This is a genomic window from Aeromonas sp. 603404, from assembly GCF_049171775.1.
GTDB lineage: Bacteria > Pseudomonadota > Gammaproteobacteria > Enterobacterales > Aeromonadaceae > Aeromonas > Aeromonas veronii_A.
Genome location: NZ_JAAKPE010000002.1, coordinates 294,193 through 316,885, shown reverse-complemented (window position 1 = coordinate 316,885; position 22,693 = coordinate 294,193). Strand labels below are relative to the sequence as shown.

19 protein-coding genes are annotated in these 22,693 nt (G+C 63.2%); 4 read left to right on the top strand and 15 right to left on the bottom strand.

Annotated features, from left to right (window positions below; translation table 11 throughout):
- Window positions 1-3: 3 nt before the first annotated feature.
- Window positions 4-1,020 carry a lipoate--protein ligase A gene (locus G5306_RS05340; protein ID WP_421312508.1) on the bottom strand — a complete coding sequence of 339 codons (1,017 nt, stop codon included), beginning with the start codon at window positions 1,018-1,020 and terminating at the stop codon, window positions 4-6.
- A 430-nt stretch (window positions 1,021-1,450) separates the two neighbouring features.
- Between G5306_RS05340 and G5306_RS05335 the strand changes: the two genes are divergently transcribed.
- On the top strand, window positions 1,451-3,913 hold the full coding sequence (locus tag G5306_RS05335) for a diguanylate cyclase domain-containing protein (RefSeq protein WP_421312507.1): 2,463 nt from the start codon (window positions 1,451-1,453) through the stop codon (window positions 3,911-3,913).
- A 106-nt stretch (window positions 3,914-4,019) separates the two neighbouring features.
- Here G5306_RS05335 and G5306_RS05330 read toward each other — a convergent pair whose 3' ends face one another.
- From G5306_RS05330 to G5306_RS05290, 9 genes are read right to left on the bottom strand one after another with little or no spacing between them, the layout of a single operon-like run.
- Window positions 4,020-5,219 (bottom strand): ABC transporter permease, encoded by a 1,200-nt coding sequence (locus tag G5306_RS05330; protein WP_421312506.1) that lies wholly within the window; start codon window positions 5,217-5,219, stop codon window positions 4,020-4,022.
- Window positions 5,219-6,433: an ABC transporter permease gene (locus G5306_RS05325; RefSeq protein ID WP_421171991.1), complete on the bottom strand. Its 1,215-nt coding sequence runs from the start codon at window positions 6,431-6,433 to the stop codon at window positions 5,219-5,221. The genes G5306_RS05330 and G5306_RS05325 overlap by 1 nt, the downstream gene beginning before the upstream one ends.
- Window positions 6,434-7,123 carry an ABC transporter ATP-binding protein gene (locus tag G5306_RS05320; protein WP_421312505.1) on the bottom strand — a complete coding sequence of 230 codons (690 nt, stop codon included), beginning with the start codon at window positions 7,121-7,123 and terminating at the stop codon, window positions 6,434-6,436.
- Complete coding sequence (locus G5306_RS05315) at window positions 7,116-8,255, bottom strand: efflux RND transporter periplasmic adaptor subunit (protein WP_371177577.1); 1,140 nt, start codon at window positions 8,253-8,255, stop codon at window positions 7,116-7,118. Before G5306_RS05315 ends, G5306_RS05320 begins: the two co-directional genes overlap by 8 nt.
- 27 nt (window positions 8,256-8,282) lie before the next feature.
- Complete coding sequence (locus G5306_RS05310) at window positions 8,283-11,447, bottom strand: efflux RND transporter permease subunit (protein WP_421312504.1); 3,165 nt, start codon at window positions 11,445-11,447, stop codon at window positions 8,283-8,285.
- Window positions 11,440-12,477, bottom strand: a complete 1,038-nt coding sequence (locus G5306_RS05305) for an efflux RND transporter periplasmic adaptor subunit (protein WP_421171993.1) — start codon at window positions 12,475-12,477, stop codon at window positions 11,440-11,442. Before G5306_RS05305 ends, G5306_RS05310 begins: the two co-directional genes overlap by 8 nt.
- Before the next feature lie 36 nt (window positions 12,478-12,513).
- Window positions 12,514-12,960 (bottom strand): YeeE/YedE family protein, encoded by a 447-nt coding sequence (locus tag G5306_RS05300; protein ID WP_160881858.1) that lies wholly within the window; start codon window positions 12,958-12,960, stop codon window positions 12,514-12,516.
- A 13-nt stretch (window positions 12,961-12,973) separates the two neighbouring features.
- Window positions 12,974-13,387, bottom strand: coding sequence for a YeeE/YedE family protein (locus tag G5306_RS05295; RefSeq protein ID WP_201951797.1), 414 nt, complete (start codon window positions 13,385-13,387; stop codon window positions 12,974-12,976).
- Window positions 13,387-13,701 carry an ArsR/SmtB family transcription factor gene (locus G5306_RS05290; RefSeq protein ID WP_124243227.1) on the bottom strand — a complete coding sequence of 105 codons (315 nt, stop codon included), beginning with the start codon at window positions 13,699-13,701 and terminating at the stop codon, window positions 13,387-13,389. The genes G5306_RS05295 and G5306_RS05290 overlap by 1 nt, the downstream gene beginning before the upstream one ends.
- 88 nt (window positions 13,702-13,789) lie before the next feature.
- Between G5306_RS05290 and G5306_RS05285 the strand changes: the two genes are divergently transcribed.
- The 3 genes from G5306_RS05285 (at window position 13,790) to G5306_RS05275 (ending at window position 15,759) form a co-directional block, all read left to right on the top strand.
- On the top strand, window positions 13,790-13,975 hold the full coding sequence (locus G5306_RS05285; RefSeq protein ID WP_337073604.1) for a DUF2892 domain-containing protein: 186 nt from the start codon (window positions 13,790-13,792) through the stop codon (window positions 13,973-13,975).
- 422 nt (window positions 13,976-14,397) lie between these two features.
- On the top strand, window positions 14,398-14,802 hold the full coding sequence (locus tag G5306_RS05280) for a hypothetical protein (RefSeq protein WP_266134452.1): 405 nt from the start codon (window positions 14,398-14,400) through the stop codon (window positions 14,800-14,802).
- 228 nt (window positions 14,803-15,030) lie between these two features.
- The gene (locus G5306_RS05275; RefSeq protein WP_201990472.1) at window positions 15,031-15,759 is read left to right on the top strand and encodes an MgtC/SapB family protein; all 729 of its coding nucleotides are present in this window, start codon (window positions 15,031-15,033) and stop codon (window positions 15,757-15,759) included.
- A 90-nt stretch (window positions 15,760-15,849) separates the two neighbouring features.
- Here G5306_RS05275 and G5306_RS05270 read toward each other — a convergent pair whose 3' ends face one another.
- The 5 genes from G5306_RS05270 to G5306_RS05250 all read right to left on the bottom strand — a co-directional run bounded on the left by G5306_RS05270 (window position 15,850) and on the right by G5306_RS05250 (window position 22,328).
- Window positions 15,850-16,860 carry a substrate-binding domain-containing protein gene (locus G5306_RS05270; RefSeq protein ID WP_100654144.1) on the bottom strand — a complete coding sequence of 337 codons (1,011 nt, stop codon included), beginning with the start codon at window positions 16,858-16,860 and terminating at the stop codon, window positions 15,850-15,852.
- A 27-nt stretch (window positions 16,861-16,887) separates the two neighbouring features.
- Window positions 16,888-18,303 carry a sucrose-6-phosphate hydrolase gene (locus tag G5306_RS05265; protein ID WP_319920198.1) on the bottom strand — a complete coding sequence of 472 codons (1,416 nt, stop codon included), beginning with the start codon at window positions 18,301-18,303 and terminating at the stop codon, window positions 16,888-16,890.
- Window positions 18,303-19,667 carry a sucrose-specific PTS transporter subunit IIBC gene (locus G5306_RS05260; RefSeq protein WP_040065997.1) on the bottom strand — a complete coding sequence of 455 codons (1,365 nt, stop codon included), beginning with the start codon at window positions 19,665-19,667 and terminating at the stop codon, window positions 18,303-18,305. Before G5306_RS05260 ends, G5306_RS05265 begins: the two co-directional genes overlap by 1 nt.
- A gap of 83 nt (window positions 19,668-19,750) precedes the next feature.
- Window positions 19,751-20,707, bottom strand: a complete 957-nt coding sequence (locus tag G5306_RS05255) for an aminoimidazole riboside kinase (RefSeq protein WP_421312503.1) — start codon at window positions 20,705-20,707, stop codon at window positions 19,751-19,753.
- A gap of 115 nt (window positions 20,708-20,822) precedes the next feature.
- The gene (locus G5306_RS05250; RefSeq protein WP_421312502.1) at window positions 20,823-22,328 is read right to left on the bottom strand and encodes a carbohydrate porin; all 1,506 of its coding nucleotides are present in this window, start codon (window positions 22,326-22,328) and stop codon (window positions 20,823-20,825) included.
- Between the last annotated feature and the right edge of the window lie 365 nt (window positions 22,329-22,693).

Below are 22,693 nucleotides of genomic sequence, written 5' to 3'. Positions count from 1 at the left end.
CTCTCAACGCAGGGAGGTCAACAGCCACTCGGCAAACTCCGCCAGCTCGCCCTGCTGCTGCGGGAAGGCCGCCAGCCAGGGCTGCAGGCGAGCGGCAACAGCGTCCGGTCGATAGCCACAACCCGCCAGTTCGGCCGCCAGCAGATCAAACGGGGCCGGCTCCAGAGTATCGCTAAAGAGCTGCGCCCGGGTGATAACCCCTTTCTCCACATCAAAGTGCAGCTCCACACCGCCCCAGCTGAACCGCTCCTCCAGCAGATGGCTGAAGGCCGGGGCATGACCATAGTTCCACTCCCAACTGCGCTGACGGGCGAAGGTCTCGGCAAAACCGGGCAGATCCGGCATCTTCTCCGGGGAGATATGCTCGGGCTCAACTCGCGCGCCGTAATGGTGGAAGAAGGCCTCGACCAGCGCCTCACTCACCTGTTGATGGTCGAGCCCCGGCAGCAGTTCACACAGATTGGCCACCCGGCTGCGCACCGAGGTGATCCCCTTGGCCGCCAGCTTCTTGGGGTCGGGGTTGAGATAGTTGGCAAGACGGCCGAGATCGGCATCCAGCAGCAGGGTGCCGTGGTGAAACCCGCGATCCAGAGTCTCCCGATAGGCCGACCCCGATACCTTGCGCTCCCCGTCCGGGGTCGCCACCAGCAGATCGTTGCGACCGGAGGCAAACGCCTCGATCCCCAATCGCTTGAGCCCGTCCAGCACGATGGCGGTGGAGACGCTCTTGTCATACTCCGGCTTGCCCGCCATGAAGGTGAAGCAGCTGTTGCCAAGGTCGTGGAACACGGCGCCGCCACCGCTGCTGCGACGCGCCAAGGTTACCCCGTCCTCTTCCATGCGGCGGGTATTGCACTCCTTCCACGGATTCTGGGCACGGCCAATCACCACGGTATTGGCATTGCGCCAGAGGAACAGCACCCGCTGGCCGGGGTCCATCTGGCGGAAAATGCACTCCTCAACGGCCAGATTGAACAGGGGATCGTGAGAGTCGGAGAGAAGCAGACGCAAGCGGGACATAAAAAGACCTTATCCGGAACTGGGGGCAGCATGATAACACTGACGGGGTACCATCACTGAGCCATCGCACATTAACCGGTGCGCAGCAGCCGCGATACATTTGCGTCACACCTGACCGCCCCATAAAAGTATCTATTGATATAACGACACAGCTTGACGTGCAACCACGGAAAAAATGCAGTCAAGCCACAATGACAACGATAAAAACGGGAAAAAGTGGCTAGAATGCGACCACTTCGATAGGCCATATGACTCTCTTATTGGTCACATAACTTGCAAAAAAACGGCATGTATCCATCCCGTGTGATGAACGACACAAAAATGACTTTCCAACCCCCCTATACCCCATTGCAAACGCCTTTTCTCCCCTTGCAGGTGACACAAAATTGCTTGAATCTAGCCTAGACACCGCTCCCGAGAGAAACGTTGTATGACGGAGAACGCAGCCCCCCGCCAGCCCCTCAGCTGGTTTCTGCCAATGCTGGTCAGTATGGTCATCGCGACCCTGACCTCGCCCCCCGTGCGAGCCGGCGAGCAGGTCATCGTCCAGTTGCCGTGGCAACACCAGTTCCAGTTTGCCGGTTACTACGCGGCCATCGCCAAAGGGTTTTATCGGGAGGCCGGTCTGCATGTCACCCTGCGCGAAGCGGACTCCCGCACCGATGTGGTCAGCGAGGTGATCTCGGGAAAGGCCCAGTTTGGCATCAGCGGCAGTGATCTGCTGCTGGATCGGGCTGCCGGTCGTCCGGTGGTGGTGCTCGCCGCCCTGCTGCAGCACTCGCCGCTGGTTCTGCTCACGCTGGATAGGCCAGATATTCGCAACCCGGCCGATCTGGCCAACAAGCGACTGATGCTGGAGCCGGGCTCCAACGAGCTGCTGACCTACCTTTCCAACCAGACCCGCAGCCGCGACTGGGTCACCCTCCCCTATAAACAGGGGATAGAGGCACTGCTGGCGGGCAAGGTGGATGCCATCAGCGCCTACAGCACTACCGAGCCCTTCTATCTGCAACAAAAAGGGATCCCCTATCGGGTCTTCAGTCCGCGCACCATCGACTTCGACTTCTACGGCGACAACCTGTTTACCTCCGAGCGGGAGCTGATCACCCGACAGGATCGGGTCTACGCCTTCCAGCAGGCCAGCCTCAAGGGGTGGCGCTATGCGATGGACCACCCCGAAGAGATGATCAACCTCATCATGGAGCAGTACCCGACCGGGGCTGGCCGTGAACAGCTGGAGTTCGAGGCTCGCGAAACCAGAGAGCTGATGCAGCCGGATCTTATCGAACCTGGCTACATGCAGCAGGAGCGCTGGCTGCAGATCGCCAAAACCTATCTGGAGGCGGGCATGCTCACGGTATTGCCCAACCTCGACCGCTTTATCTACGATCCGGCGCAGGAGCGGCTGCGCCAGCAACGGCAACTGCTCGACAAGAGCGTGGCGGTTGCCATGCTCATCACCTTTACCCTGATGACCCTGCTCGGCATCTTTTTGCACCTCTATCTACGCCTGCGCGAGGAGGCGCGGGATCGCCAGCGGCTGACCCGTGAACTGGCCCAGAGCGAGCAGCACTATCGCTTCGTGGCGGAGAACAGCGCCGATGTGATCTGGACCATGGATGCCGCCAGCTTGCGCTTTCGCTACGTCAGCCCGGCCATCACTCCTCTGAGCGGCTACGAGGCTCCAGAGCTGTTTGCCCTGCCCCTCAAACAGCTGCTGCCGGATGCCTCAAGGCAACTGCTGCGCGAGGAGATCTCCGCCACCCTGGATGCCTGGCAGCGGGGGGAACATGACCAGACTCGCCGGGTCATTCGCACCCAGCTGCGCCACAAGGATGGCCATCTGGTGGCGACCGAAACCATCACCACCCTCCATGGCAACCACAATGCCCAGCCGGAGGCGATCCTCGGGGTCACCCGGGATATCACCGAGCGGGCAGCACGGGAGGAGATGATGCTCCGCCTCGCCTTCTACGACCCCCTCACCGGGCTGCCCAATCGCCGCTTGCTGCAGCAACGGCTCAAGGAGCTGATGGAGCAGGAGACGCCCCGTCCGCTGGCATTGATGTTTATCGATCTCGATCACTTCAAGCCGATCAACGACACCTTCGGCCATGAGACCGGGGATATTCTGCTCAATATGGTGGCCGAGCGGATGAGCCACTGCGTGCGCAAACAGGATCTGGTGGCACGGCTGGGGGGCGACGAGTTCGTTATCTTGCTGCCAGAGAGTGGCGACGAAGTGCTGGCGGTGGCCGACAAGCTGCACCAGCAGCTGCGCCATCCGTTCCAGCTGGAGGGGCAGGAGCTGCTTATCTCCAGCAGTATCGGGCTGGCGCTCTATCCCGAGCACGGGGAGGATGCCAAGACCCTGATGCACCACGCCGATCAGGCCATGTATCAGGCGAAGAATCGCGGCCGCGGCCGGGTCTGCCTCTATACCGAAGGTCTTGATCCCGAGCAGGGCGCCCTGCTGTGGCAACCCGGCCACGAGTGCGGTCACCCCCGTATCGATGCCGAGCATCGCCAGCTCTTCGTATTGACCAACCGGCTGCTGGAGCGGATGAAAGATCAGCATGAGGATCCGGCCCCGTTTCTGGAGAGTCTGGAGAGCCTGTTCGACATGGCCCGCCATCACTTCGCCTTTGAAGAGCAGATGCTGGCGGAGATCGACTATCAGGAACTCGTCAACCACCGTCAGGATCACCAACGCCTGCTCAACAAGGCGAGCCAGCTGCTGCACGCCGCCAAAGCGGGAACACTGGGCAACGACGAGTTGCTCAACTTCATCATTCAGGAGCTGGTGGTCGGCCACATGAGTCAGGCGGATCGCCGCTACTTCCCCCTGTTCAGATCTGAGCGCAGCCTGTCGGTTGCGGAGGTGGTCGCCTAGTTCCCCCCTGTTCAGACCCGAGCGCAGCCTGTCGGTTGCGGAGGTGGTCGCCTAGTTCCCCCCTGTTCAGACCCGAGCGTAACGCGCCTCTTGCGGAAGGGGCGGCCTAGTCACCGCGCAGGGCTACCACGGGGTCGAGACGCACTGCCCGCAGTGCAGGAGCGACCCCGGCCAACAGACCCACCAGAGCGCTGCAACCGAGCGCCAGCAGCAGATAGAGAGGATGGAGGGTGAGCGGCAAGCCAGCCGCCAGCAGGGTGAGCAGCAGCTTGATCCCCCCGAGCAGGGCCAACCCCATGGCTCCGCCCAGCAGCGCCAGCACCACGGCTTCGAGCAGGAACAGCAATAGAATGCGCCGCCGTGGACAACCCAACGCCATCAGCAAGCCCACCTCGGGGATCCGCTCCTGCTGGGCGATACTCATGATGCTGAAGATGCCGACCGCCCCGATCAGCAGCGAGATAATGCCGAGCCCGCCAACCGCCAGCTTGATGATGGAGAGGATCTTGTCGAGGCTGGTCAGCATGTCCTGCTGGGAGGTGAGGGTGAAATCCTCGGCGCCGTGGCGGGCGATCAGCAGCCGCCTGATCTGGGCGGTGATCTCGGGCTCCGTCTGCCCGGCGCGATAGATGACGTCGATCTCCTGCAGCCCCTCCTTGTTGAACAGCGCCTGGGCGTGAGCGGCTGGCAGATAGATCATGTCGTCCAGATCAAAGCCGAGAAATTGCCCTTTGGGGGCCAATACCCCGGCCACCCGAAAACGGCGATCACCGGCGCGCAGCAGACTGCCAGGCCCATCGCCGCCGGGAAACAGCTCAGCCGCCACCTTGGCCCCCAGCACCGCATAGGCGCGGGGCATGGCACTGTCGTCCGCGGGCAGAAAACGCCCTTGCACCAGGGTGAGTCGCCAGCCTGAGAGTGCCGCCGGACCTGTGCCCAGAATGGCGGTGCTGCGGGTCAATCCTCGGCTGCGCACCTCCCCCTGCCCCTGCACTACAGGGAGCGCCGCCTCTACCCCTGCCAATCTGGCGAGGGCATCGGCATCCTCCAGCAGCAGGGGACGGCTGCTGGAGAGGATGCCGGGCGGGCCGCCTGCGGTTTCGGTCTTGCCCGGGGTCACGGCGATCAACCGGGTGCCAAATTGGGAGAAGCTGTCGAGCAGATAGAGCCTGAGCCCCTCGCCGATGCCAGTGAGCAGGGTCACCGAGGCGATCCCGATGGCGATGCCGAGCGCAGACAGCAGGCTGCGACTGCGCCCCGCCAGCAAGGCGCGCCAGAGCCAGAACAGCAGATCGGCGGAGCGCATCAGCCACCACTCCATTGCCCGCTGCGCAGGCTGCTGACCGGATCTTGCCGTGCCGCCCGGGAGGCGGGCAGCCAGCTAAAAAACAGCCCGGTCAGCAGGGCCGCCGGTATGGTGCAGAAAGTAGCGATCAGAGGGACCGCCGCCGGAAATCCGGGCCAAATCACTCCGGCGAGGGCAACAAGGGCATAGCCCAAGACCGTGCCAAACAGCGCGCCACTGCCGCTCAGCAACAGCGCCTCCCACAGAAACAGCTGGCGGATCTGGTGACTGTCGGCCCCCAGCGCCTTGAGCAGGCCGATCTCGCCGGTGCGCTGGCGGGTGCTGATCAGCGCCAGATTCATCATCATGATGCCGGAGACCAGTAGGCTGATGGCACCGATGCCGGCAACTGCCAGGGTGAGAGTCGAGAGAATGGTGGAGAAGGTGGCCAGCATGGCGTCACGGCGCACCACTGTCACATCGAGCACCCCGTGGCGCGCCTGCATCAGCTGCTCCAGTCGCTTGACCAGCGGCGGCACCGCTTGCCCCGCCAGCGGCTGGATCAGCAGCCGAAACAGCCCCTCGGTGTTGAACAGCCGCATGGCGCTACCGACCGGGATCAGCGCGGCTTCGGCCATGTCCATCCCCAGATTGCTGCTCTGGCTGGTGAAGACCCCCACCACCCGAAAGCGACGATTGTCAAAACGCAGCCACTGGCCGACCGGATCGGCCTGACCAAACAGCTCACGGGCCACCACGGCCCCGAGCAGGACGGCCGGTCGATCCTCTGCGGCATCCCCCGGCAGCCAGCGGCCGGAGAGCAGCTCCAGCCCGTGGGTATCGCGCAGCCCGTTGCTGCTGCCAAGCAGCATGGTCTGGCGCAGCCGCGCCCCCTGTTTGGCCTCGGCAAAGCCCATCACCAGCGGCACCAGCCGCACGTTTGGCTGGTGCTGGCCAAGGTAGTGCATGTCATCGAGAGTGATCTGCCGCAGACTGTTTCCGGTGACCGGCGGCAGCCCACCGGTGGTCTCCTTGCGGCCCGGGAACATCACCAGCAGATCCTTGCCAAGGGAGCTGAACTGGTCGGCCACATAGCGCCTCGCCCCATCCCCCAGCGCGGTGAGCAGCAGCACAGAGGTGACGCTCAAACTCACCGCCAGGATCAAGACCAGCGCCCGTGAGCGCTGGCGCAGCAGGGCCACGGCGGCAAAGCGGATCACATCGGGGCGCCGCATTCAGCCACCGCCGCTATCAATGTTGATGCGGCCATCGTTCATCAGGATCCGCCTGCCCGCCCGTTCCCCGAGGTGCGGATCGTGGGTCACCACCACCAGCGTGATCCTCTGCTCCCGGTTGAGCTCCTCCAGCAGGGTAATCACCTCCTCCCCGGAGCGGGAGTCGAGATTGCCGGTGGGCTCGTCGGCCAGGATCAGCCGCGGCGCCATTGCCATGGCCCGGGCGATGGCTACCCGCTGACGCTGACCGCCGGAGAGCTCGGCAGGGCGGTGTCCGGCCCGGTTCTCCAGCCCCAGATCCCCCAGCAACTGCTGGCTGCGGCGATGGCGCTCGGCGGGGGCGATCCCGCACAGCATCAGCGGCAGCTCGACGTTTTCACGGGCGGTGAGGCGGGAGATAAGGTGAAACGACTGGAACACGAAGCCGATGCGATGGCCGCGCAGCTGGGCCAGCGCCGGTTCTGACAGGGTGGCGGTGTCCTCCCCTCCCAGCCAGTAACGCCCCTCATCGGGCCGATCCAGCAGCCCCAACACATTGAGCAGGGTCGATTTGCCGGAGCCCGAGGGGCCCATCACCGCCAGATACTCCCCCTCGGCAACCCGCAGGGAAACACGATCGAGGGCAGCTACTTCGCTCCCCCCCAGAGTGAAGCGACGGCTGACTGCATCAAGGCGAATGAGATCACTCATCCGTCTGCTCCGTGGCGGCGCTGAAAGGGCCCTCCCCGACAATCTGTCCGGGCTGGGCCGCCAGCCGATCACCGGCAGCGAGCCCCTCGGCGACTTCAATCCAGTTCCAGTTCTCCACACCCCAGCGGGGTACCACACGCACCAGCTTATCCCCTTCCAGCCGCAGCACACTGCCATCGTCGGCCCGGCTGCTGGCCGCTACCCGCAGCACATCGGTGGCGCGGGTCACTTCGACTTCGAGGTCAGCGCTGTAGCCGATAAGCAGGGGCACATCGGTGGGCAGAGCAGTGAGCGCCGCCTCCACCTCCACGGTGCGGGCCTGCTTCTCCAGCTCCTTCACATAGGGGGCGATACGGGTGACGGTGGCGGCAAAATCGCGCCCGGGCATGGCATCGAGCAGTACCCGGGCAGACTGGCCCACCTTGAGGCGGGCGGCATCCACCTCATCGATGGGGGCAGAGACATACAGACAGCGATCGTCGATGAGATCGATAACCGGGGGCATGGCCACTCCGGGCGGTGAGGGGGTCATGTATTCGCCCAGCTTGCTGTTGACCTCCGCCACCACTCCGGCAAACGGCGCCAACAGGCGACGCTCGCTCAAGCGAGCCTCCACCTGGGCAACCTGCGCCTCGTCGACCCGCTCCTGCTGACGGGATGCCTGACAGACATAGCGGCGGGTATCGGCCAGATTCTGGGCCTGCTCAGCGAGGGTGCGGGAGGTGAGGTTTTTGGCCAGCAAGGTGGCCAGCCGGTTGGCCTCCCGCTCGTAGTAGGCCGCCTCGCTGCAACGCTCCTCGCGCTGGGTCTTGCCAAGAGCCTGCTGGGCGCGGGCCCGGGCGAGATCGGCGTGAATATCGTCGCTCCAGAGGGTCAGCAGCAGATCTCCCCGAGCCACCCGCTCCCCGGCCTTGACGGCGATCTGCTCCACCACGCCACCACCGGGCAGACTGAGCCCGGCCCGCTGACACGACTTGATGGTGCCGGCCCGGGTGTTGACTACAGTGACCAGCACATCCCCCCGCCCGACCTCAGCCAGCCTGATCGGCGTCGGCTGCGGTCGCCACCACCATGCCAGAGCAGCAGCCGCTACCACAGCGCCACTTCCCCACCACAACCAACCTCTCTTCATCGCGCATCCTTTCGCTAGTGACTCCCGTCATGAGCGTCGGGAGAGCAGGGCATAATAGAGCAAGGGTATCACCACCAGGGTGAGCAAAGTGGAGACCAGGATCCCGAAAATCAGGCTGATGGCCAGTCCGTTGAAGATGGGATCATCGAGGATAAACAGGGCTCCGATCATCGCTGCCAGCGCCGTCAGCATGATGGGTTTGGCCCGCACCTGCGCCGCTTCGATCACCGCCTGCTCGAACGCCACCCCGGCGCGGCGCTGCTGCTCGATAAAGTCCACCAGCAGGATGCTGTTGCGTACGATGATCCCGGCCAGGGCGATCATCCCGATCATCGAGGTGGCGGTAAACTGGGCCCCCAGCAGGGCGTGGCCCGGCATCACCCCTATGATGGTGAGCGGAATGGGCGCCATGATGATGAGTGGCACCAGATAGGAGCGGAACTGGGCCACCACCAGCAGGTAGATGAGGATCATCCCCACCCCGTAGGCTAGCCCCATGTCGCGGAAGGTCTCGTAGGTGATCTTCCACTCCCCGTCCCACAACAGCGCCACCTCCCCCAGCTTGTCGGGCTGCTGCACGTAATATTGGGGCAGGTCGATATCGGCACCGGCGGCAAACATGCCGTAGAGCGGGCTGTCGGTATGGCCACCCATGTCGGCCACCACCATCACCATGGGCTGCATGTTCTTGTGCATGATATAGCTGGGGGCCACCTCATCACGGCGACTCACCAGCTCGGAGACCCGCACCAGCTGGCCGCTCTGGCTGCGCACCTTGAGGGCCAGCACGCCCGCCAGATCCCGTTTGTCACCGGGTGCCAGTTCGATGCGGATCGGCACCGGATACTTGGCACCATGCCCCTGCAGCCAGCTGGCATCCTGATAACCCACCCCGCCATTGAGGGTGTTCACCAGATCCCCGAGATCGACCCCGAGCAGGGCCGCCTTGCTGCGATCCACCACCAGCCGCCACTTGGGCTGCGGGTCGGTCAGATAGATATCCACGTCCACCAGATCCCCTGTGGCCACAAAACGAGCCTGTACGGCGCGCGCCGCCGCTTCACGGGCGGCAGGCGTCGGGCCATACACTTCCGCGACTATGGGGGACCAGACTGGCGGGCCGGGCGGCACCTCTACCACCTTGAGGTTGCCCCCTGCCGCACTGGCGATGGCCTGCAGCGGCTCCCGAACCGACTGGGCAATCTGGTGACTGCTGCGCTCCCGCTCATGCTTGTCCACCAGATTGACCTGAATATCCCCCACGTTGGCGCCGCTGCGGATAAAGTAGTGGCGCACCAGCCCGTTGAAATTGATGGGGGCGGCGGTGCCGGCGTAGATCTGGTAATCCTTCACCTCCTCCACCTTGGCAAGCTCCCGCCCAACCGCCAGCAGGGTGCGCTCGGTCTGCTCCAGGGTCGCCCCCTCCGGCATATCGAGCACCAGCTGAAATTCCGACTTGTTGTCAAAGGGAAGCATCTTGAGCACCACCCACTGCACCACCGGCATTGCGGTGGCGGCCCCGACCAGCAGCAACACCACCAGCCAGAGTTTGCGTCTGGCGCGCTTGGCGCCATCACCAATCAGGAAAGGAGTCATCAGCCGGTGAAAAAGACCAGCCTTGGCCTCGCCGTGGGCACCGTGCACCTCACCCTTGAGCAAATGGCTCGCCAGCCAGGGGGAGAAGATGAAGGCCACCAGCAGGGAGATAAGCATCCCCATGCTGGCATTGATGGGGATGGGGCTCATGTAGGGACCCATCAGGCCACTGACAAAGGCCATCGGCAGCAGGGCCGCGATAACGGTCAGGGTCGCCAGTATGGTCGGCCCTCCCACCTCATCCACCGCCCCCGGTATCAGATCCTTGAGCGCCCCCTTGCCCAAACCGCGATGGCGGTGGATGTTCTCCACCACCACGATAGCGTCATCCACCAGAATGCCGATGGAGAAGATCAGCGCAAACAGCGACACCCGGTTGAGGGTAAAGCCCCAGGCCCAGCTGGCAAACAGGGTCAGTGCCAGGGTGATAACGATGGCAACGCCCACCACCAGCGCCTCTCGCCAACCCATGCTCACCAGCACCAGCAGCACCACCGCCGTGGTGGCAAAAATCAGCTTGCCGATCAAGGTGTTGGATTTGGTCTCGGCGGTGACGCCGTAGTCCCGGGTCACCGTCACCTCGACCCCGGCAGGGATCAGTCGGTTCTGCAAACTTTCGACCCGCGCCTCCACCCGCTTGGCCACATCGACCGCATTCTGGCCCGGCTGCTTGCCGATGGCCAGGGTCACCGCCGGATAACTGGCCTGTCCCAGCCCCATCCAGCTGCGCTTGGTCGGGGTCTCCTGACCCAGAGAGACCTTGGCCACCTCCCCCAGATAGACCGGCTTGCCGTCGTGCAGCCCCACCACCAGCTCTCTAGCCTCCTGCTCGCTTTGCAGGAACTGCCCCACCTGTACCTTGATCTCACTGTTGTCCTGCCAGGTGGCCTGTGTCGGGCCCACCTGATTGGCGGCCGAAAGGCGCTGACTCAGCTCGCCCCAGCTGATGCCGTGGGCGCTGAGGGCCGCCGGATCCGGCATCACCCGCAACACGGCACTCTGGCTGCCCAGCGTGTAAATATCGCGGGTACCGGGAATGCGCTTGAGTTCGGTCTCCAGCTCATGGGCGACCCGGGTCAGTTCGGGGGCCCCCAGTTGCTTGCTCCCCTCTTTGCTCCATAAGGTCAGACTGACGATGGGGACATCATCGATCCCCCGGGGTTTCACCAGCGGCTGACCGACTCCGATCCCCTGTGGCAGCCAGTCACGGTGGGAGTCGAGTTGGTTGTTGAGATCGACGATGGCCTGTTCGCGGCTCACCCCCACCTTGAACACCACCACCAGCAGGGCGCCATCGGGTTGGGAGAAAGAGTAGAGGGTATCAATTCCCTTTATCTGGGAGACCACCTGCTCGGCAGGGGTGGTGACGAGAGAGGCCACTTCAGTCGGGCTGGCTCCCGGGAAGGGAATGTAGACATCGGCGAAGGTGACATCGATCTGCGGCTCCTCCTCCTTGGGGGTCACCAGCACCGCAAACAGGCCGAGCAACAGCCCCAACAGCGCCAGCAGCGGCGTGATGGCCGAGCCCTGAAACAGCGCAGCCAGCCGACCGGCAGGCCCCAGCCTCTCCTTGTTGCCGTTCAGCTCGCTACTCATGGGCCACCTCCTGCTGCTGCGCCCAGGCATCGGGAGCCAGCTTGTCACCGGCTTGCAGCCCGGCCAGGATCTCGCACTGTCCCTCGACGCAATGGCCGACCCGCACCGGCGTCAGGGCCCAACCAGCGGGCTGCAGCAGATAGACGCCATTGAACTCCCCTTGCCGCAGCAGGGCGCGATCCGGCACCTGCAACACCTGACGTTCACCCTGCTTGAGCTGCACCTTGAGCCACATGCCGGGCAATACCCCGGCGGTTTGCGGCGGCAAGTCGAGGCGCAACCTGAAGGCGTGGCTCTGGCTGTCGGCATAGTTAAAGCGGGTCAATTTGACCGGGGTAACAAGCTTGCCATCCGGCAGCAGCACCTGCACATCCGCAGGCTCACGAACGAGCGTCAGGGCGGATTGGGGCAACTCCACCTCCACCCGCAGTGTGTCGAGAGAGAAGCCGGAGAGCAGTGGGGTACCGGGGGCGACAGTCTCCCCCAGCTCTACCAGCCGTTTGGTCACCACCCCGGCGTAGGGAGCCAGAATGCGGGTATAACCGTAGGCCTCGCGGGCCTGAGTGAGAGCCGCATCGGCAGCATTCACCTCGGCGCGGGCGGCGCGATCCGTCGCCTGGGCATTGTCGAGCTGGGCGCGGGTGATCACCCCCTTGGCAATCAGCGCCTGAAAACGGGCAAGCTGGCGCTCGGCTTCCACTTGCTGAGCCTGCGCCCGCGCCAGCCGCGCCTCGGCCCCCGTGACGGCGGCAAACTGCTCTTTGCCGCTGATCTCCAGCAGCGGCTGCCCCGCCTGCACCTGATCGTTCACATCCACCAGCATGCGGGAGACCCGGCCGCTGGTCTGGGCCGCCACCGTCCCCTGATTGATGGCACTGACGGTGCCATCCAGCGTCAGCCAGTCAGTCACCTGACGAGGGGCAAGGGTCAGGGTTGCATCGCCATTCGCCTCGGCAGACCATGTTATCGGAGAGACAAGAGCGGAGACCATGGCCAGCATGGTGGCCCCCAGCACGCGGATCTGTTCCATGATAATCCTCCTTCCCCGACACTAGGGGCAATCCGTTCAGACAGAGCGGGGGTGGCAGCGCTTCTCCCGCACCTTCACCCAAACCCGATCAACAAGCAAAATCCCGGCCACCATGGCCACTATAAACAACATTATCATGGGCTGGCCGCTGGAAATGAGACTCAAGGCAGGCCCCGGGCAGATACCCACCAATCCCCAGCCGATACCGAACAGCGCGGCACCACCGATCAGGCGGTGATCCAGCGTGGGGGCAGGTACTGCCGCGATGGGCTCGCCCAGCACACTCTGACGACGGGGTTTCACCAGCAGGAAGTAACCCGGCATAAAGACCAGCAGGGCCCCCCCCATCACGAAGGCGAGGCTGGGATCCCAGGCGCCAGCCAGATCGAGAAAACCGGTGACCCGGGCGGGATCCACCATGCCGGAGATGGCCATCCCCAGTCCAAACAGCAGGCCCGCGAACAAACTTGTCAGCAATTTCATGGCAATCAGCCCCTTACAGCAGATGATGAGTGATGAAGACGGTGATAAAGCCAGCCGCCATAAAGGTCAGGGTGGCGACAATGGAGCGCAGGGAGAGCCGCCCCATGCCGCAGATGCCGTGGCCGCTGGTGCAGCCATTGCCAAGACGGGTACCGATGCCAACCAGCAAACCGGCCAGCAGCACAACAGGCCAACCGGGCAAGGTGGTGAATGCGGGCATGCTGGCCCAGCCCAAGCTCAGTGCCAGCCAGGCGCCCGCCCCGAGCCCCAGCAGAAACAGTACCCGCCACGGCGCCCGGTGTTGCAACGCACCGGCCAGAATGCCGCTGATCCCGGCCACCCGGCCGTTGAACAACATCAGGATCAGGGCCGACAGCCCTGCCAGCATGCCGCCGCCCAAAGAGAGCAGCCATTGGCTTTCCATCATCAAGATTCCTTATTTTCCGAGTGACAAAAATGGGTTTGCAGCGCCCCCAGCACATCGGCAGCTGCCTCGCTCACCAGCGAGTAGTAGATCTGCTGGGAGACCTTGCGCGAACGGATAAGGCCGTAGCGCTTCAATACCGACAGTTGCTGGGAGAAGGCCGACTGGCCCAGCTGGCTGTGGGCCAGCAATTCCCCGACTCCCTTCTCCCCCTCCACCAGTTGGCAGAGCACCAGCAGGCGTTCAGGGTGAGCCAACGCCTTGAGCAGGGAGGCGGCGGCTGTCGCATGTCTGTTCATCTCGTCGAATTGGCTCATAGAAGTAAATTAGCAATTGCTGATATTTGTTCTATTGTATAAAACAACACTAAATTAGCAATATCTAAAATATATGGGGAGAAAGACCATGACAGTAGATAACGGAGTCAGAATCGTCGCGGGTTGTATGTTGCTGCTCTCGCTGATCCTTACCACCTGGGTGCATCCGGGCTTTGTCTGGCTAAGCGTCTTTGTCGGGGTCAACCTGATCCAGAGTGCGTTCACTGGGTTCTGCCCGGCAGCCCTGATCCTGAAGCGCTTGGGGCTGAAGTAACAGGTCGCGCAAGACAGGGGCGGTCCTGCTAGCGGGGCGTCATCGCGCGGCGATGGCTATCGTCGCTCCCTGATGCTTATGGAGGTAGCCAGTCGGCCCCATTATTGACAAACTTGTATCTAAATGTTGCTGGAAGGTCGATAAGGCTTTACCTCACCGCTCTGGATGAGTACCATTTTGCCGTTCTTAACACAGCGGAGACCATCAGTGGGCAACTCATCAAGTGACAGTTGTAGACCGACCCTCATCGTCGGTACCAAGGTCGCGAGCTAGCCGCAGGTCTTTCTCTGCCGCATGCTCGCAACCCTGCGAGAAGCGGAAATCCACTCCCCTCTTCTCTTTTTTCACACTTGACGTCAGGTGATCTGGCTTTGCCATGACACCTTGCCTGCATAGTTTCTGCTTCCCACAAGGAGGCTGCTATGCGTTTTATCTCAATCAAACCGGCTGCGGATCGCGCGGTCGCAACAGGTTCTGTTGCTACCCGGGCTCACCCCCTGTTGAGCCGGCTCGGCCGTGGCATGCTGCCACGCTGGCTGGGCGGCAAACCGCGCCAGCACCACTATAGGCTGCAGATCCGTTGCGAGGATCGCGCCGATATGGAGCAAGTGCTGGATATGGTGAGCCACACCCTGCAACCGGCCGGACTGCAACCGATGCAATCGATGAAACCGGGTCGCAGCGGCGGGCGAGAGCTGGTGCTCAATGTGCACTGCACTCCACCCCAGCGCCGCTATCTGGTGCAGTTTGTTCATCAGGTCGGAGTAGCGCATCCGGTGCGCTGGGAGCTGCGTCCGCGCATCGACACGGCTCCCGAACTCAACTGACGCGCATCCTGCTGCACTAACGACCGTTCAAGGGGCCAGCCACGCTGGCCCCACTTGTTGCGTCCTCTCCGAGCGTCAGGGCATCTGATGATGCTCGCGCCCCGGAAGCTAAACCCGGGACGCTGCGTTTTTCTGCTGGCCATCCGCTCAATCCCCCTCTGATCCATCCGCCACCCGGCGTTTCATCATGGATTGTGCCAAGCCAGCTTTCATAAGAAGGAGTACGCCATGAAGATGTGGCAACAACTAGACATGCTCTCACTGCTCGACACTCTGGCTAGCCTGCTGCTCGCCTTTGTGCTCGGCAGTCTGGTCGGGCTGGAGCGCCAGTACCGCCAACGTACCGCGGGCCTGCGCACCAACGTGCTGGTCGCCGTGGGAGCCGCCCTGTTCGTCAGCCTGGCCCAGCGAATCTATGACCTGCACGGCGGCAACTACAACGTGGTCCATGTGGTGGCCTATATTGTCTCCGGCATCGGCTTTCTCGGCGCCGGCGTCATCATGCGCGAGTCGGGCAATATCCGCGGCATCAACACCGCCGCCACCCTCTGGGGCGTGGCAGCGGTCGGCGCCGCCTGTGGCGCAGGGCTCGCCATGGAAGCAATCCTGGGCGCGTTATTCGTGCTGGCCGCCAACACCCTGCTGCGACCACTGGTCAACCAGATCAACCGTCGCCCGGTAGACAATCTGGATACTGAAGTCACCTACAAGGTGACTGCCCTGACCCCCCGTGAGCATCAAAAGGAGGTGCTGCACTGGCTCGAGGAGATGCTGGAGCAGGCCAACTATCCCATGAGCGAGCTCGACATCGAGCCATTTGGCGAGAGGGATCTGGAGATCTCGGCGGTGCTGCTGGCCACCTCCATTGATGGCGACGAACTGGATGCCCTGATGGTGAAACTCGGCATTCATCCCCATATCAAGCAGATATTCTGGCGCGCCAGTACCACAGACTGAGCTGCCGGTCAGAGGAACGAGCCACCCGCCCACAGCAAAAAGCCCCGCCAGCAATGGCGGGGCTTTTTCATATGGATGAGCGAAGAGTGGCTAGCGGCGGCTGCGCCAGCGCACCCTGGGGGTGATCACCTGGGCGGTCTGTGCGGGAGGACTGCCCGCTATCAGTTGCTGCATCAGCTCGAAAGCGGCGAGGGCCAGCGCCGGACAATCCTGCGCCACCGAGTCGATGCGCATGGGAATGCAGTCGAGCAAGTCGTGATCATCGAAGGTACACAGCCGCATCCCTGTCTCCATCAACCCCGCCTCGTTGAGGTAGCGCAGTACCCCTTCCAGCAGGGTAAAGGAGGCGGTAAAGAGCCCCCTGGGGGGGGCTCCCAGCTCGGCCACCAGCTCGGCCATCAGCTGATAACCGGAGCTCGGCTGGTAGTCGCGATGACGCACCCTTGCTGCATCGGCTTCAAAACCGGCGCGATGGAGCCCCAGCTCATAGCCCGCCAGCCGGTGACGGCTGGGGGAGAGATCCAGCAAACCGCCGAAGTAGTAGATCTGCTCGCCGCACTCGCTGGCCATATCCCGCACCAGCTCGGCGGTGGCCTTGCAGGCATCGGAGATCACCATGGGCAGGCGCGACTCGCCAATATGGCGGTCGAGCTGCACCACCGGCAGGCGGTCGTGGATGCGGGCATAGATGTCATCGCTGTGGCCGCTGGAGGCGACAATCAGCCCATCCACCTGGCGGCTGATGAGGTTGTCCACCACCCGCTGCTCGAGGGCGGGATCATCCTCGGAGCAGGCGATCAGCAGCTGGATACCCGCCTCCCGGCAGTGCGCCTCGAGGGCGCGGGCGATGCGGGCAAAACCGAAGTTGGTGAGATCGGGGATCACCAACCCCCAGGTGTAGCTGCGGGTCTCGCGCAGGGAGCGGGCATGAAAGCTCGGCAGGTAGTGACACTCCTCCGCCACCGCCTGAATGCGCTTGCGGGTATCATCGGCAATGCGGTACTCCGCACTCTTCCCGTTGAGCACCAGACTGGCGGTCGCCTTGGACACCCCCGCCAGTTCGGCGATCTGGGCAATCGTGATCCGTTTCTTCTTCTCCACCTGGCCTCCCGGCTGACTAGAACCGGGCTATTGTACTAGGCATGCCGACAGCGGCCAGTGATTGAGGCAAATTTTGCAGCCATCATCGCCGCTACCTGATGATAGTTGCGGCTTCTCCCCGGGGAAGTAGCGCGCCGACAGGCTGTGGCGACCCTCATCAATGAAACACTCCAGACTGGAGCGATCGCACAGCACGGTGATCCGCCCGCCAGCCCATGGGCTGCTGCGAGTCTCCCACGCTCCGCTCTGCCAGTTCTGGCGCCGCAAGGTGATGCGGTCCGGCTGCCACACCAGCTCGGCCACGGCGCCGAAACAGAGGCTCCCCTCACCGCAGAGATCCAGATCGAGCCAGGCCGAGTCGATGGCCAGCCCCGGAAATTCGCCAAGCGTCCCCTCGAAGCGGGTCAGTTCTCCCTTGAGCGCCGCAAGCTCCGCCACCGGCCGCTGGCAAAGCCACTCATCCTGCCAGAACAGCTCCCGCGGGCAGCTCATCTGGTGGATCCAGCCGTGAGCGACCGTAGGCTGGCTCATCTCGTTCTCCTCCGGCAGACCCAGCCAGCCAAACAGCAAGCGCCGACCCTGGCTATCCAGAGTGGTTTGCGGCGCATAGAACTCGAAGCCCCGGTCCAGCTCGTGAAAAGCCCCGTGCCCGAAGCGCTCGCCGTCGAAGTTGCCCACCAGCCAACCGCACTGGTAGAGGTTGCGATAATCCTCGCCTGCCGGGGCAATCCCCTGCGGGCAGCTGATCAGCACATGGCGCTCCTCCAGCGGGAAGAGATCCGGGCACTCCCACATATAGCCAAACTCACCCAGCCCCCCTCGCCCGCTGCCGGCGATGGGCCCCACCCGCTGCCAGCTTTGCAGGGTGTCGCCACGATAGAGCAGCACTTCCCCCTTGTCATCCAGGGTTCGGGCCCCCAGCACCATCAGCCACTGTTTGCCGTCGTGCCACACCTTGGGATCGCGTACATGGCCGCTGTAGCCTGCGGGTAGATCCAGCACCGGCCCCAGCTTGGCAAAACTACCCTCACCGTCGGCGCGGGCCAGACACTGATAGGCGGTGCGGCTGCCATCTGGGTATTTGACATTGCCGGTGTAGATAAGGGTCAGACGCCCCTGCTCGTCGCTCACCGCAGAGCCCGAATAGCAGCCGTGGCTCTCATAGGCTTCGGTGGGCAACAGCGCCACCGGCTCGTGCTGCCAATGCAGCAGATCGGTGGAGGTGACATGGCCCCAGCCCTTGTTGCGGTGCTCGCAGCCCAGCGGATTCCACTGGTAGAAGAGGTGGTAGCGCCCGTCGTGCTCGATAAAGCCGTTGGGATCGTTGAGCAGCCCCACCGGGGCTGCCAGATGCCAGCGGGGCCGATGGGGATCGGCCGCCGCCTTGAGCTGTCCGGCCAGCAGCGACCGGACAATCTGGTTGAGAAGATCGCTTTCCTTCATCACTCCACCTTGTATTTGAGCAGGTAGGAAGCGGCGAAGGCGGCGCCAAAGGCGATCACCAGCCCGATGATGTAATGAATCAGGCTCATGGGCTGGACGATGGCCATGCCGGGAATACCGGTCAGCCCCACCGCCGTCATCCCCACCTTGGCCGCCACCACGTAGGCGCCGCCGCAGGCCCCGCCAAACAGACCGGCGAGGAAGGGTTTGATGTAGCGCAGGTTCACCCCGAAGATCGCCGCTTCCGTGATACCCAGCAGGCAGGACATGGCAGCCGGCACGGTAATGGCCTTGATCTTCACGTCGCGAGTCTTGAAGTAGACCGCGAGGCAAGCCCCGCCCTGCGCCACGTTGGCCATGGCCCAGATGGGCAGCAGGAAGTTGACGCCAATTTGCGGATTGGCCAGCAATCCCGCCTCGATGGCGTGGAAGCTGTGGTGGATGCCGGTGATGACGATAAGCGAGTAAGTGCCGCCAAACACCAGCCCCGCCAGCCAGCCCGCCTGCTCATAGAGGGCGCTCAGACCAAACGAGATGCCATCCCCCAATACCCGACCCGCCGGGCCGATAAAGAGCAGCGCCACGAAACCGGTGATGATGACGGTGAGGAACGGCGTGAGGATCAGATCCAGTGCATCCGGGATGCGCTTGCGCAGCTGTTTCTCCAGATGGGACATAAACCAGACCGCCAAGAGCACCGGGAAGACGGTGCCCTGATAGCCGATCATGGCGACATCGAGCCCGAAGAAATCCATGGTCTTGAAGCCACCGGCCACGCCCCAGGCGTTGGTTAGCGCTGGGTGGGTGAGAATGCCGCCAAGGGTCGCCCCGAGGTACGGATTGCCGCCAAACTCACGCGCTGCCGTAAAACCGATGAGGATCGGCAATATGATAAAGGCCGCCGAGCTGAACATGTCGAGCATCACAAACAGGGCGCTGTCGGCATTGGCCCAGCCGTAGGTGCGCACCATGCCGAGCAGCCCCATCAGCAGGCCCGAGGCGACGATGGCCGGAATGATCGGCACGAAGATGTTGGAGAGGGTTCGCGCCAACCGCTGGGCCACGTTGAGCTTGGCCGCCGCCATGTCGGTCAGCTCCGCCTTGCTGGCGGTGCCGGTACCGGTCAGCGTCACAAACTCCGCATAGACCTTGTTGACCAGACCGGTGCCAAAGATCACCTGAATTTGGCCCGCGTTGCTAAAGCACCCCTTGACCCCCTCCAGCTTGTCGATGGCGGCCTTGTTTACCTTGCTGTCATCGGCCAGCACCAGCCGCAGCCGGGTGGCGCAGTGGGCAGCGCTGACGATGTTCTCCTTGCCCCCGAGCAGGGGCACCAGATCCTTGGCTATCGCACTGATATTCATATTCTTCCTCTTATGACCCGCCACGCTGGCGGGCCCTTGTCACATGAGAGTAGGGGCTGTCGAGCCGGGCTTCTAGCCGCAGATCAACAGCCGCTTGTGTCTGATCGCAAAAAGGCATCCAGTTCGGAGCGGGTCGGCAGCGCCGTCATGGCCCCCTTGGCGGTGGTGGCGAGCGCCCCGCAGCCGTGAGCCTGAGCCAGAATGGCGGGCAACTCGGCCAGCGTCGGCAGCGACGAACGCCCTGCCAGCGCCGCCAGCAGCCCGGCGACGAAGGCATCCCCCGCCCCCGTGGTGTCGAGCGGGGTCACCTTCTGCCCCACCCACTCCAGCAGCTCGCCACCCAGACGGGCCACCACACCGGCCGCCCCTCTGGTCACCAGCACCAGCGCCGGGCCAGAGAGAGTCGCAAGCCCGGCAGCCAGATCATCCTCACCGCTCAGCAGTTGCAGCTCCTCGATGGAGAGCTTGACCACATCCGCCTGTGCAATTGCCTGACGCACCAACGGCAGCATCTCGGCGGGGTTGCCCCACACCTCGGGGCGCAGGTTGGGGTCGAAGCAGACCCGCCCGCCTGCCGCCTTGATGTCCGCCATGGCCTGCAGGCAGCTGGTGCGTACCGGCTCGTTGGCGAGCGCGATGGAGCAGGTCAGCAACCACTGACCGGCATCGAATCGGGGCAACTCATCCGGGGTGAGGAACTGGTCGGCACTGGGGCGCACCATAAAGGTGAAGCTGCGCTCCCCCTCGTCATCCAGTTCTACCAGCACGGTAGAGGTGCGATAGTCTGGATCGAGCCGCAGCGCACCGATATCCACCCCCTCCCCGCTCAGGGTGTCGGCCATAAAGCGGCCGAACGGGTCAGCACCAACCCGGCCGATAAAGGCCGCATCGCCACCCAGCCGTGCCACACCAACCGCCACATTGGCGGGCGCACCACCCGAACACTTGAGGTAGTGCAATGCCCCTTCCGGGATCAAGTCCACCACCGCATCCCCCATTACCCACACACGATTCGTCACCTTGCTACTCCACTGCTGCATCGGATCCACGGTCAAACCCGAACTCTGTTCTGTTGGCTGGCATTATCAGCTAAACCGTTTTAGCCAACCAACAGATCTCGGCACCGGCTGCCATTTTTGTGATCGGGATAACGAACTAGAACCAGGTTTCCATCTGTACGCCAAAGTTCCACTCGCCACCGGCGGTGAAGTTGCTCTGGCCCATGGCATCGTCGCTGGCGTAGTTGTCGAGCTCGGAGGACCAGTCCATCCAGCTGGCGAACACCCGCAGTTCGGGCCGCTCGAAGAAACCGGCGGTCTGCGCCTTGAAGGTGGGGGCGAAGGTGAGCTTGGTGAAGTTGCCGTTCACCGCCTGGCGTCCCTTGTAACCCTTGGGATCGAGATCCATGTACTGCCAGGCCGCCTCGTAGACCAGCTCGACGTTCTGGCTCAGCACCTGCGCCACCCGGGTATTGAAGGTAAGCCAGCGGTACTCGTCCCCTTTCACGTAGCGATCCTGACTCTGCTCGGCCAGCAGGGCCGGGGCAAAACGCCAGCGCGAGGTGAGATCGGTGGCGCCAAACACGGCGACCCGCACCGCATCGGCGTCCGGCAACAGCTCGCTGTCAGAGCCCAGCCCCTTGACCTCGGCCCCCAGCCCATGACCATACAACACCGCCGCCTTGGCAAAACCGGGGTTGATGCCAAAGAAGCTCTCGCCATGGTAGGCCAGCAGGGTGTGCGCCCCCTTGTCCGCCGCCTCGCTGCCCGCCCCCTTGTCATTGATGCGGGCGTCATTGTCCTTGGCCGAGAGACCGTTCACCATCCACTGCCAGTTACCGACGCGGTTGTTCATGGTGAGGATGTAGCTCTCGATATCGGAGAGACCGCTGGCGCTGATGTCGCCGTAATCCCGGCCATAGAGAGAGAAGTTGGCCTTCCAGCTATCGGCCAGCTGCACGTCGTAGACGCCGCCGCCGGTACCGGCCAGGAACACCACGTCGGAATCGAGCCAGTGGATGTCAAAGTTGTCCCGATCAAAGCGCTTGCCCGCCCACATCACCGCATTCTTGAAGGGGCCGTCGAAGCTCGCCAGATTGCCGATCTCGGCAAACACCTGACGAGTATTGAGGCTCGAATCGCTGGCAGTCCAGTCGTTGCTGGTCTCCACCCCGTCTGCCAGCATCAGCTTGTAGCGGGCCCAGCTGCCATCCTCGAAGGTCTGGGTTTTCAGCAGGTTGGCCTCCATGTAGGTGTCATCCTCGTTGCCAAGGCGACCGACAGCTCCACCCACGGATCCTGCCGGGGTGATGTAGGGGCCGCCGCGCCCGCCGTTGCCATTGCTGTTTACCAACAGGCCCGAGCGGGCATAACCGTGAAACTCGAAGCCCTGGGCACCAGCGGTCTTCTCATCCACCTTCTGGCTGCGGTTGTTGGCCACCTGCGCCTGCTCACTCGCCGCGCTCGCCTTCACTTCCGCCTGGCTGGCACGGCTCTCTGCTGCCTCTGCTCTCGCTTCAGCCGCCTGTACCCGCGCCTCCAGCGCCGCCAGTCTGGCCTCGACACTCTCACCTGCAACACTCGCCTGCGCCGCCCACAGCGGGCTGCTCATCCCCAATCCCAGCGCTACCGCCAGCGCCAACTTGCTCTTGAACATCATCATCTTCCTCACCTGTCATCTGTGGCCCGGACGGGCGCTGTTGTTATCGACAGCCAGAGCATAGCTAAACCGCTTTAGCCAACTCAATATGACAACTAAACCGTTTCAGCAACAGTGTGAGCGGGATAACATTTGTACAGCAGGAATTGGCGGGAGTTGTGAGGAGGATCCCTCATCAGGATCCACTCAATAAGGCGGATCCCGATTCTGCGAGCAGCGACCCTGACAATGTGAATAGGAAGGGGGGCACCTCACCACCAACCGGATCAGGGTGCTGGCGATGGGTCTGCCAGGTATCGGCATACCCTATGCGTCATTCTGTTGGTGGAGATTGTTACACGCATTACACCATCAGGTTCGGCTACAAA

Coding starts and splice junctions, on each gene's coding strand:
- G5306_RS05325 (WP_421171991.1), bottom strand. CDS start 6,433: ATGCGGCGCCCCGATGTGATCCGCTTTGCCGCCGTGGCCCTGCTGCGC.
- G5306_RS05290 (WP_124243227.1), bottom strand. CDS start 13,701: ATGAGCCAATTCGACGAGATGAACAGACATGCGACAGCCGCCGCCTCC.
- G5306_RS05280 (WP_266134452.1), top strand. CDS start 14,398: ATGCGTTTTATCTCAATCAAACCGGCTGCGGATCGCGCGGTCGCAACA.
- G5306_RS05255 (WP_421312503.1), bottom strand. CDS start 20,707: ATGCAGCAGTGGAGTAGCAAGGTGACGAATCGTGTGTGGGTAATGGGG.
- G5306_RS05300 (WP_160881858.1), bottom strand. CDS start 12,960: ATGAAATTGCTGACAAGTTTGTTCGCGGGCCTGCTGTTTGGACTGGGG.
- G5306_RS05265 (WP_319920198.1), bottom strand. CDS start 18,303: ATGAAGGAAAGCGATCTTCTCAACCAGATTGTCCGGTCGCTGCTGGCC.
- G5306_RS05295 (WP_201951797.1), bottom strand. CDS start 13,387: ATGATGGAAAGCCAATGGCTGCTCTCTTTGGGCGGCGGCATGCTGGCA.
- G5306_RS05305 (WP_421171993.1), bottom strand. CDS start 12,477: ATGGAACAGATCCGCGTGCTGGGGGCCACCATGCTGGCCATGGTCTCC.
- G5306_RS05250 (WP_421312502.1), bottom strand. CDS start 22,328: ATGATGATGTTCAAGAGCAAGTTGGCGCTGGCGGTAGCGCTGGGATTG.
- G5306_RS05260 (WP_040065997.1), bottom strand. CDS start 19,667: ATGAATATCAGTGCGATAGCCAAGGATCTGGTGCCCCTGCTCGGGGGC.
- G5306_RS05310 (WP_421312504.1), bottom strand. CDS start 11,447: ATGAGTAGCGAGCTGAACGGCAACAAGGAGAGGCTGGGGCCTGCCGGT.
- G5306_RS05320 (WP_421312505.1), bottom strand. CDS start 7,123: ATGAGTGATCTCATTCGCCTTGATGCAGTCAGCCGTCGCTTCACTCTG.
- G5306_RS05335 (WP_421312507.1), top strand. CDS start 1,451: ATGACGGAGAACGCAGCCCCCCGCCAGCCCCTCAGCTGGTTTCTGCCA.
- G5306_RS05340 (WP_421312508.1), bottom strand. CDS start 1,020: ATGTCCCGCTTGCGTCTGCTTCTCTCCGACTCTCACGATCCCCTGTTC.
- G5306_RS05285 (WP_337073604.1), top strand. CDS start 13,790: ATGACAGTAGATAACGGAGTCAGAATCGTCGCGGGTTGTATGTTGCTG.
- G5306_RS05315 (WP_371177577.1), bottom strand. CDS start 8,255: ATGAAGAGAGGTTGGTTGTGGTGGGGAAGTGGCGCTGTGGTAGCGGCT.
- G5306_RS05275 (WP_201990472.1), top strand. CDS start 15,031: ATGAAGATGTGGCAACAACTAGACATGCTCTCACTGCTCGACACTCTG.
- G5306_RS05330 (WP_421312506.1), bottom strand. CDS start 5,219: ATGCGCTCCGCCGATCTGCTGTTCTGGCTCTGGCGCGCCTTGCTGGCG.